Origin of the sequence: Pradoshia sp. (assembly GCF_051873915.1) — a bacterium.
GTDB lineage: Bacteria > Bacillota > Bacilli > Bacillales > Pradoshiaceae > Pradoshia.
Window position 1 is genome coordinate 1 of the sequence record NZ_JBJEFJ010000115.1, and the last position, 10,046, is coordinate 10,046.

General features: G+C 46.4%; 8 protein-coding genes. 4 read left to right on the forward strand and 4 right to left on the reverse strand.

Annotated features, from left to right (window positions below):
- Positions 1–107: 107 nt before the first annotated feature.
- The 3 genes from ACI35L_RS10805 to ACI35L_RS10815 form a co-directional block, all read right to left on the reverse strand.
- On the reverse strand, positions 108–2,036 hold the full coding sequence (locus ACI35L_RS10805) for a hypothetical protein (protein ID WP_439802875.1): 1,929 nt from the start codon (positions 2,034–2,036) through the stop codon (positions 108–110).
- Between the two features lie 151 nt (positions 2,037–2,187).
- Positions 2,188–2,517, reverse strand: coding sequence for a hypothetical protein (locus ACI35L_RS10810; protein ID WP_049669351.1), 330 nt, complete (start codon positions 2,515–2,517; stop codon positions 2,188–2,190).
- Positions 2,518–2,715: 198 nt separating this feature from the next.
- A complete protein-coding gene (locus tag ACI35L_RS10815) occupies positions 2,716–3,618 on the reverse strand; it encodes an LCP family glycopolymer transferase (protein WP_439802876.1) in 903 nt (300 codons plus the stop codon).
- A 127-nt stretch (positions 3,619–3,745) separates the two neighbouring features.
- On the opposite strand from ACI35L_RS10815, the gene ACI35L_RS10820 reads away from it, so the two are divergent.
- The 3 genes from ACI35L_RS10820 to ACI35L_RS10830 are packed head-to-tail and all read left to right on the forward strand — an operon-like array spanning position 3,746 to position 8,410.
- Entirely contained in the window at positions 3,746–5,365 is a 1,620-nt protein-coding gene (locus ACI35L_RS10820) for an SWIM zinc finger family protein (RefSeq protein ID WP_439802877.1), read from the forward strand.
- A complete protein-coding gene (locus tag ACI35L_RS10825; protein ID WP_439802880.1) occupies positions 5,352–8,168 on the forward strand; it encodes a DEAD/DEAH box helicase in 2,817 nt (938 codons plus the stop codon). The genes ACI35L_RS10820 and ACI35L_RS10825 overlap by 14 nt, the downstream gene beginning before the upstream one ends.
- A 59-nt stretch (positions 8,169–8,227) precedes the next feature.
- A complete protein-coding gene (locus ACI35L_RS10830) occupies positions 8,228–8,410 on the forward strand; it encodes a hypothetical protein (RefSeq protein WP_049669347.1) in 183 nt (60 codons plus the stop codon).
- A 23-nt stretch (positions 8,411–8,433) separates the two neighbouring features.
- On the opposite strand, the gene ACI35L_RS10835 is transcribed toward ACI35L_RS10830, so the two are convergent.
- Positions 8,434–8,766, reverse strand: coding sequence for an iron-sulfur cluster biosynthesis family protein (locus ACI35L_RS10835; RefSeq protein WP_439802878.1), 333 nt, complete (start codon positions 8,764–8,766; stop codon positions 8,434–8,436).
- Positions 8,767–9,009: 243 nt separating this feature from the next.
- On the opposite strand from ACI35L_RS10835, the gene ACI35L_RS10840 reads away from it, so the two are divergent.
- Entirely contained in the window at positions 9,010–9,630 is a 621-nt protein-coding gene (locus tag ACI35L_RS10840) for a hypothetical protein (protein WP_439802879.1), read from the forward strand.
- Positions 9,631–10,046: the final 416 nt, after the last annotated feature.

Below are 10,046 nucleotides of genomic sequence, written 5' to 3' on the forward strand. Positions count from 1 at the left end.
TAGATTATCCTTATTATTTCCAACTTGATTATTAATCAATCGATTGATTAACGGTAAAAAAAGCAGTCATCTAGATTCAATGAACATAGATGACTGCCTGAATGGGCCTATTCCTTTTTGTACGACATCTTTACTTTGGAGCTCTCGCGCAGCCCGCTCTTCGTAATGGAAACATATACACTTCCTGCCTTCTTCCCTAATTGTTTAACAGAAAGGGTCGTCGATGTTCCAGCTGATTTCTTGGAAACGAGGAGCTTGCCGCCGCTCGCTTTGTTATAGACCTTAATGGTATCACCTTTTTTAATGCTTTTAACGGTGATCGTATCAGATTTACCTTTATTGTTTTTCACCTTGATCTGACTAGCCTTTAGCGGAGCAGATTGTTCCGCCTTATACGAGATAGCTGTCTTTGAACTTCCAAGCAGCCCTGATCTTGTGACAGTTACATAAACCTTTCCCGCCTTTTGGCTGAGCTGCTTCACAGATAGGTCCACAGATGTCCCCTTGGCCTTCTTGCTCACAAGTAACTTTCCACCACTGGCTTTATTGTAGACCTTGATTGTGTCACCTTTTTTGATGCTGCTGACTTTGATGACATCATTCTTCGCACGGTTATTTGTGATTTTCACCTGTGATGCCTTTAAAGGAGCGGAAGGTTCTGCTTTATAGGATACAGCTGTTCTTGCGCTTTCTAAGGAACCTGCTTTTGTATTAGTAACATAAACCTTTCCAGCCTTTTGACTGAGCTGCTTGATAGAAAGGGTTGTCGAGGTACCAGTAGATTTTTTGCTGGCCAAAAGCTTGCCGCCGCTGCTCTTATCATATACCTTGATTAGATTTTCTTTTTGAATACCACTGACAGTCACGCTGTCATTCTTGTTGTAGTTATTCTTAACGGTGACTTTGCTGGCAGCAAGGGCAGCTGTTATGCTTTGTACTTTTAGGTTATATGGAGTGCTAGAACTACCATTAATTCTGACATAATAAGTGTCTGGAGCTAACTCAATGGTTTTCGTTGCAACCCCTGATGTAGTATCCTCAGGGACCACCCACTCAAGTTCTCTCTCTCCATTCTCCACTGTCATAAAATTGACTGAATCACTCACGCTGAACTTCAGTTTCTCTTTCTTTGTCAGCCTGAATGAGTAAACATCATTATCATATCCACCATTATGAAAGCCTTGATAGCTGGAATTCAGTTTTATTGGATCTGCTTCTGCCTTCTTATCATTTGATTCCGTCTCATAATTGGTTCCAGCCGTGAATTTCAATTCTAATTGATAAGGAATCGGTTCATTGGAGAGGGAATCTCCTGAAACACTCATATAGTAGGTTCCAACTGGCAGTCCAATCTCCATACTGGTTGAGCCGCTCTTTAATGGGTTTGTAATGAGATAATCGTAATCCTTTTCATCCTCATTCATCAAACCAAAATATAATTCTCCTTGCTTAGAATTGCTTAATTTCACTGTTACTTTGCCTGGCTTTGTCAAAGTGAATTTATAATAGTCACGATAATCCATATCGTCATCTACATAACCGCTTGTTTTTGTATTTAGGCTAAGTAATTGAGATTTAGCAATATGATTATTTGGTTCCTTCTCAAAATTTCCTTTTGCCTTGAAACCTAACTGAATATCATACTTAGAAGACTCACCATATCCATCAATCATGATATAGATGACCTGTCCCTTGGCAAATCCCATAGTGGTCTTCATCGGACCTATTTCATTTTCTGAGTCTAAAATCGCTAAAAGGTCATCCCCTTGACTATCCCATACAGACACATCGATTGAATCACCTGTGTTTGCCATAGAAATAGAGAGTTCACCATTATCAGGCATCGTAACCTTATAATATTTAGTTGAGTAATCCGTCAACTCTCCCTTTAAAGCAGCAGTTGCGGTAACTGGAATAGCTGTGCTTTTTGTTTCTCCTTCAGATGTTGCAGCTTCACCTAGATTATTTGTATAAGCGGGATTGATCATTGATAATAATAAAACTACCCCTAAAAAAGCCATGAAAATTTTCCTCATGAACATCCTCCTATAATAATTATGCAATCATTGTAAATATACCATAATAGTGTAATTTTAGTCATGTTTAACCAAAGGGGAGTTTTACTAAATGAAAAAGACCAAATCCAGAGCTAAGTGCTGAATTTGGTCTTTCGTTCTGTTATATGATTTATGCCATTGCGGCTACACGTTGGTCTCGATATCGGATGTTATGGATTCCGATGACGTTGAGGAATTTCTTGATCTCTTTCATTGCGGCTGTTTTATGTCCTTCCATGACCACGAGGTCGGTGACAAAGGCGATCTTAGGATATTGGTGCACGCGTTTCTTCGGATTCAGGATTGGCTCTTCTTCAATTAATTGAGCATCCATCTCCTCCTCACAGGTTAGGATGACAGCTTCTCCTATCTTCATATCAGCTTGATCAAAAAAGAACGAGAATTCAATTGAACATTCCCCATCGATAAATTTCGGTAAGACTCTTACATTCAATTCCATTGATGCCCAGCCTCCTTCATTTCCCATTTGATAACAGTTTAACAGGTTTAGCAAATAGGTTGTCAGGCCACTGTGCTAGAAAAATCGTTGGATATATGCATATTCATACAGGAATGCTTGTGTTTCCTTTATTTTTATAACTCGAGGAATATTCCTAGATGAATATTTTCTGCTTTCTCTATTGTACTTGTTTACGATTTAATAATCCAGATGTTTTTGTAATATTTTAGAAATTTTCTTTATCTCGCTGTCATCAATGACGTCATAATAGACACCATTTATTTTTTTAGCACTCCCTTGCATATTTATGCTATCAAGATGCTGGAGAGCAGCCTGGTAATGCTTCTTGATTTGAAACATCTCCTTGATGGTGAAGTTTGTTTTGACATTATTCATGAGGGCGGTCGCAATCTTGTCGTAATGGGTGAGAGATTGCAGGTCAGCTCCCTTGCGGATAACCTCCTCAATGACCTTTTGCTGCCTTTCATGCCGTTCCTCTTCGCCATTCTCATTCAGCTGGCGCATCCGGATATAGGCAAGAGCCTGCTTTCCATCGAGGCTAATGCGTCCTTTTCGGAAATGGTAGCCCTCATAGGAGAAGGCCTTCTCATTCTCGACTGTGATGCCTCCCATCGCGTCAACAACATCCTCCACTCCCTCCATATTGATCTTGACGAAGTAATCAATCGGAACGTCCACAAATTCCTCCACTGTCTCCATCATCAGCTCCACCCCGCCTGTCTTGTAGGCATGGTTCAGCTTATCAGGCTGGTCCTGACCGGGGATGTCCACCCTTGTTTCCCTGGGGATATGGAGAAGCTTAATGGACTGAACTGCCGGGTTAACGGTCAGCACCATGATTGTTCCGGCGTTTCTCCTGACCTCTCCATCATCATCGACCCCAAGGAGAAGAACGGAGAACGGCTCCTTTTTCTCTAATTGAAGGGCCTCCTCCCGCAAGTTTGACTGCCTTTCGGCGAGCGGGTCTGAGATGGATTGGTACGCTTCATAGATGGGGATGAAGAGGAGAGCGGCGAGGAGGAGGATAAGGGCACTGATCCACACCCATTTATGTTTCCTGATCCACTGCTTACTCTTCATAGCTTCCTCTTTTACTGTTTTATTCTCTAGTGTTTTGCCAGAAGCTATCTTTTCATACGTTTTTTTCATGATGTTTGTTACAATTAAGAGTAAACTTGGTTACACTGTCGGGTAAGGAGAATGATGTATGCATGATGCACTAAAATTCTATGGCGATCGCATAGCCGGCGTGCTTTCACCAAAGTCAATGAACGATGTGAATGTTGTTACGAAAGGCCTCGTCCTATACCGGCAAGGAATGGTGACGAAGCTCCAAATAGAAGATGAACTAATCCACGGGGTCGTACAGGATGTGATGAAGGTCGATGTGACGCTTGATCTGACATTTCCGAGCAATAGCTCCTGCTCTTGCCCGGCGATCGATCTTTGCCGTCATCAGTTGGCTGTTTTTTTTGCGGCCTACAGCAAATCCGCGAGCGTATCTGACTGGGTGGAGGAGTGGAAGAATAAGAATAATGCGCTGTACGGGCTGAAGAAGTCACTCGAGTCCGGTCCTGTCTTTAAAGAAACGAAGGCAAAACCGATGAATGCGAAGCCGGACCATAACTATGCCTCCTGGAGGGCCTTCTTTGCTGACGTTGCACGGGAGGAGCTGGTCCTGCCCCCTTATTTCATGATGGGCACTCATCGAATCGCCTCCTCTTATCAGCGTGCCATCCAGCGAAGCGAACCGGAGAATCGGCAATGGATTCCGCTCTACCGCAGCATGGCCTATTTCCATGGAATGCGTTATTTATTTGACCAGGATTCCGAATCGCTCGACCATTTCCGGAAAGAAATGCTTCAGCAATCGGTGCATGAGCTCTATCTAGCGCTGATTGATGAGATGAGCCGCTTTGAAACATCGATCCGCCCGTTTGATTCTGAGGAATTCATTGAGGCCTTCCTTGAGGAAACCGTGAGCCTTCTCTATGTGGATTCCTTCACCTTTTACCGCTGGCAGATGTATGTTCTGATTTGGTCCGCAAGCCTTGCCACGAAGGAGGAGCGGGCTGCTGAGATGAGACGGCTTGAGAGCCTGATTCCATCACTAGCCGAGGTGGAGGCGGAGCTTGCGAAGATGATGGTCGTTCACCTGCTGATGCTTGATGGCAAGGATGAGGAGGCACTCCAGTATATCCTTTCCATCGGTCCTGCCGCCTGCTATTATCTCACCTTCATTCTCGAGGAACTGAACGATGAGAAGCAGCATGCCCGTATGATTCCGTTTGTGGAATTCTACTCAAAGAATATTAAAGCCTTCCTGACGTACAGCTATACACAGGAATACAAGCGCACGAATTACTTGTATAATGCCCTGCAAATCATCCGTCCGTTCAGCTCAGCGACAAAACGCTTTGACCTGCTTGAACGAATGCTGCGCGAGACGATTCCGTATTCCTTGATTCCATACTCACATTATTTATATGAGAAAAAGGACTACAAGAAATGGGTCGAGCTGCAGGTGGCTGAGCGTATGAATGTGCTGTTTGAGTGGCCGCAGCAAACAAAGGAGATCCAGAAGGAGAATCCGGAGGTGCTGCTTCCCATCTATCACCAGCAGGTCATTCAGCTGATTGGCAGCAAGAACCGCTCATCCTACCGCGAGGCTGTCAGGTACTTGAAGAAGCTGCGGACGATTTATAAGAAATTAAAACGGGTCCCTGTATGGGAATCCTATATTACCTATATAAGTGAAACCTATAAACGATTGCGTGCATTCCAGGAAGAACTGAGGAAGGGAAAGTTAATTGATGCAGCTGATTGACACACTTTACATCCAAATTGAATTACTCGAAGACGGACGCATTTTTGTTTATGGAACGGATGAAGGCGAGGAGGTCCAGGCTGAGTTCTGGGCACCGAGCTTCTTTCTTTGGGATGAGGACAGCTTCTACGGCACGAAGCTTGAGATCGCGAAGCTTGACGGTAAGAGCGGTATTATCCTCTCGGCCTATGATTGGATGAAGGTCCTATCGAAGGAGCCGTTCAACAGCTTCATTCAATGGTCATGGTCCAACTGGGCCTCAATCAGCCTTTCTCTTGCTCAGAGCTTGTTTGAGGCTGTGGAGAACGGAACGGTCATGCCGAATTTCGATGAAATGGACCCAAATGCCCTCACCTTCCCGCTCCCGCAGGAAATCATCGATGACTTCCATGAATCCTTCTGGGAGCAGGAGATGGTCAAACATATCGCTGGCGGAGAAACCATTCAGATGACGGTGCGCGATTATGCAAATGAATGGCTGAATGAGGCCGTCAAGGATCGTCCCGGCAACCATCGTGTGCGCGATCTCGTGAATATTTTTGCCGAGAAGGGTTTGCCGGTCAAGGCACTCAGCCAATTCTTCACCGAGGACCGCTGGAATGAGTGGACAGGCATGCGTGATAACGGACTTCTCTTCACCCTCGGCCTGCGCCTGAGCGAACCGGATTTCGCCGCTGGCGATGAGGTGGACCAATGGAAGCTTGAACCGTTCATGCGCGGGAAGAAGAAACCCGACCAGTTCTTCCTCTGGTCTGAGCGTCATAAGATTCCGTTCTCCTGGAAGAAACAGCTGGAGGCAGCCGAAGAGGAGCTTGCCCGCTGGAAGGCCTTATTCCCATGGATGGATGATATCCTCACTGAGGACCTGGCTTGGGACTTCCTGACCGATGCCTCCGAGGTGCTTCATATGCTCGGTGCGGAGATTCTGCTGCCATCCTGGTGGCAGGCGATCAAGGATGCGAAGGTGACGATGCGCGCTAAGGTGAAAAACACAAGCCGCCGCAAATCCTTCGTTGGCATCAATGCCCTGCTCGATTATAATTGGCGTTTCTCCGTCAATGGAGCAAACGTATCAGAGGATGAATTCAATAAACTCGTCGAGGAAAAACGCCGCCTCATGTATGTCCAAGGCCGCTGGGTGCGTCTTGACCCGGCTTTCATGAGACGGATGCAGGAGCTGAAGCGTGAGGCCGATGAACGCGGCATTCGCATGATGGACCTCCTCAACCAAGAGCTGACTCAGGACGATGACGAGGAAGCGGTCGATGAGGACCAGTATGCCCGCATTCAATTCGAGCTGAATAATGACTTGAAGCGCTTCATGACGAAGATTCGGTCACTTACTGATATTCCGCTTATCGATGTGCCGGATACCTTCCATGGCTCTTTAAGACCGTACCAGCAGCAAGGCATGAGCTGGCTGCTCTTCCTGCGCGAATATGGCTTTGGCGCCTGTCTCGCAGATGATATGGGTCTTGGGAAGACGATTCAGTTAATCAGCTATCTATTGGCTGTCAGGGAGAAGAACGGACCGTCCACCTCCCCTGCCTTAATTGTCTGTCCGACATCGGTGCTCGGCAACTGGCAGAAGGAAATCGAGCGCTTCGCCCCTGACTTCAAGGTTCACCTTCATTACGGCTCAAGCCGGAAGAAGGGTGAGCATTTTACCGGCGGCTTCGCTGGAGCAGATGTCGTGCTCACAAGCTACGGCCTGCTTCATCAGGATGAAGAGGAATTCCTCTCCATCACATGGGATGCGGTCGTGCTTGATGAGGCGCAGAACATTAAGAATTCGCATACAAAGCAATCCCGCACCGCCCGCAAGCTGCAAGGGCGCCAGCATATTGCGCTTACCGGGACGCCGATGGAGAACCGCCTAAGCGAGCTTTGGTCCATTTTTGATTTCATCAATAAGGGCTATCTCGGCTCTCAGGCTCATTTTGATAAGCATTTCGCTGCTCCGATTGAAAAGGACGGCGACAAGAAGAAGATTGCCTCCTTACAGAAGCTCATCCAGCCCTTCCTGCTTCGCCGTACGAAGAAGGATGAGGAGGTTGCCCTCAACCTGCCGGATAAGCTTGAGCAGAAGGAATTCGTTACTCTTACCACCGAGCAGGCTGCCTTATACGAGCAGCTCGTGAAGGATACGCTTGAGAAAATTGAGCAATTGAGCGGATTTGAGCGCAAGGGACTGATCCTGCAGATGCTCACCAAATTGAAGCAAATTTGCGACCATCCGGCCCTTTACATGAAGGAAGAAGCGCCAACTCATATCCTCCACCGCTCCGGCAAAATGGAGAAACTGATCGAGCTTCTAGATGCCGTGTACGAGCAGGATGAGAGTGCACTCATCTTCACGCAATACATCGAGATGGGCAATATGATCAAGCATGTTGCTGAGCGCCGCTACGGCCATAAGGTGCCATTCCTAAACGGCTCTGCCGGCAAGAAGCAGCGTGATGATATGGTCAGTGCCTTCCAGGAGGGCAAGTACCCGATTCTCCTCCTTTCGTTAAAAGCAGGAGGAACAGGACTGAACCTCACCGCCGCTAACCACGTCATCCATTATGACCGTTGGTGGAACCCGGCCGTTGAGAACCAGGCGACCGACCGTGCCTACCGAATCGGCCAGACACGCTTCGTGCATGTCCATAAGATGGTCGCCTCCGGCACACTTGAGGAAAAGATCGACGCCATGCTTGAGAAAAAACAAAGCTTGAATGACGAAATCGTTCAAAGCGATAACTGGATTACCGAATTGTCCGGTGATGAGCTGAAGGAATTGCTTGTGCTGGATTTATAGAGAGTAGACTGGGGCTCGGACTATTGGTCCGGGCTCCTTTTTTTAGGGGGATAATAATCATGGGGATGAGTGTATTCGTTGTGTTTATATTTTTTACGGTGCCGATTTGGGCAGTCGTACTATGTGTGAACTTCATTGCAATCTTGCAAAAGCTGAAATATGAGGAGGATCATCCGCAGAATACGTTTTGGTTTACGGTGTCGGCGACGGTGCTGATTTCTCTGTCATTTTTGGCATCCTAAAAAGAAGGCTGGACCAATGGGGTTCAGCCTTCTTCTTTATCAGCTCGCTTAAGCGATAGATCGTACTTATACACTTCCTCCGGGCTTGAGAGCTTATATCCCAATGCCGGGTTGTAATCAATGAACAGCTCATGATGAAGATAGGCCTTGCTCTTCTCCGAGATGAAGAAAGGAATACCCTCAAGTTCATGAACCTCATCGCCCTCCTGCCTTTGGTCGATCGATAATTGATAATCAGCGAATAAAGAACAGCTCCCGACATAGGAAGAACCGATACGGATGCCCTCCCCTTCATTCAAATGGAGTGCTTGCAGTTCCTTTAACGCAGCAGGTCTAATCGTTATGGATAATTCCATCTCCGAAACCAGCTCCTTTCAAATGACTAATGAGTTAACATACCCTCCTTGACCTCCTCCAAAACCTTTTATTGACTAAAACTGCCAAATTTCTGTATAATATGCTACAACATTCCATTTAATGACAGACAGAATGTCTACTCTTGTCACATAAGCCAAAGGACTTTACGATGAATACTCAGCCACGGACTGGCATATACATAAAGAAAAATGCCGCACAACCAGATGAATCTTTGACAGGAGATGTTTCCTTACATGACATTACAAGAAAGAATGATGAGACCAGAGGGGTCACGAACAAGCTTACCAATCAAACAGGCAAAAACAACGCTGCGAAACCAAACCGAAATCCTTTCCGACTTGCAGCTCAAGCAAATCCTGCGTCTGCTGCATAAAAACTATAACCATCTTGGGATGACCATCTCCATCTATGAAACGGCCGACCAAGTCAAAGCCGACCGCAGCAAATATGGACAACTCTATCTTGATGACTGGTGCTACCAAGACGCCTTGAACGGGACACTCGGCGGCTACCACAAGCTCGGCACTATTGCCCTCTTCCCCTTCAACCATACCGTCAAAAACCCAGCCTATCGCGAAGGACTCATGCAATTATTCTTAATCCAAGATCTCTTCCATGAAATCCGCCACGCTTACCAGCGTATTCATATGAAAAAACAATATAACACGCCCTATATCACCACCGGCACGAACGGCTACCGCTCCCAATGGATCGAGCGAGACGCCAATCGATTCGCCTATCGCATGATGGAGAAACACCGCAGCACCCTGAACGCTATTCTCGGAATTGACTTTACGTGGAACAGCTGCTGGGGGAGGTTTTATATTACGATTGAACGATGATGGGGTTTGATTTAGGACGCCGCTTTCTCGGTTGGGAGGGCGGTTTTTGTTTTTTGGAGTGGATATGGAGTTGGGCGGGGTTTCGCCCATACACAGGGGGTTTTCGCCCATAAACGGGTGAACTTCGCCCTTAAATCCTGAAATCATGGACATTGTCTGTGAAAAATAATGCCCATCTACGCTCAGAAAGTCAAAATAGACAAGCTATAGTGTTTTTTGAAGGGGATTCTGGCTTTTTCATTGGAATCCGGGCCAAAATAAACCCCTGATGACGATTTTTTGATTTTGCGGGCTTCTCAGGGAGGGGAATTCTTAGGAAGAGCCAAAAAAAGAAACAAGCCGACCTCCAGGCCGGCTTGTTGTTTCACTTCTTAACCAAATAAAAGACAGCACTAATCATGCCCCCGATTAACCCG